This window comes from Flavobacterium sp. SM15, assembly GCF_022012335.1.
In the GTDB taxonomy this organism is placed as follows: domain Bacteria; phylum Bacteroidota; class Bacteroidia; order Flavobacteriales; family Flavobacteriaceae; genus Flavobacterium.
In genome coordinates this window covers 1-231 of sequence record NZ_JAKLTO010000045.1, presented here as the reverse complement: position 1 = coordinate 231, position 231 = coordinate 1, and the positions used below count along the sequence as shown (strand labels likewise).

1 protein-coding gene is annotated in these 231 nt (G+C 47.2%); it reads left to right on the top strand.

All coding sequences use genetic code 11. From position 1 onward, the window contains the following. Positions 1 to 231, top strand: a 231-nt coding sequence (locus LZZ90_RS14055) for a hypothetical protein (RefSeq protein WP_237791334.1), incomplete at both ends; no start/stop codon positions are given.

The following is a 231-nucleotide window of genomic DNA, read 5'->3' as shown; positions in this document are numbered from 1 at the left end:
AGCTTCAGTTAGTATAACTGGCGGAACTCCTGCTTACACTTACTCATGGGCGCCTTCAGGAGGAACTGCTGCAACGGCCACAGGACTGGCTTCAGGAACGTACACGTGTACCATCACCGATGCAAATTCTTGTCAAATAACTAGAACAATTACTGTAAACCAACCGGCTGCCGCTTTAGGAGGAACTATTTCCAAAACCGATGTATCTTGTAACGGAGGTTCAAACGGAAC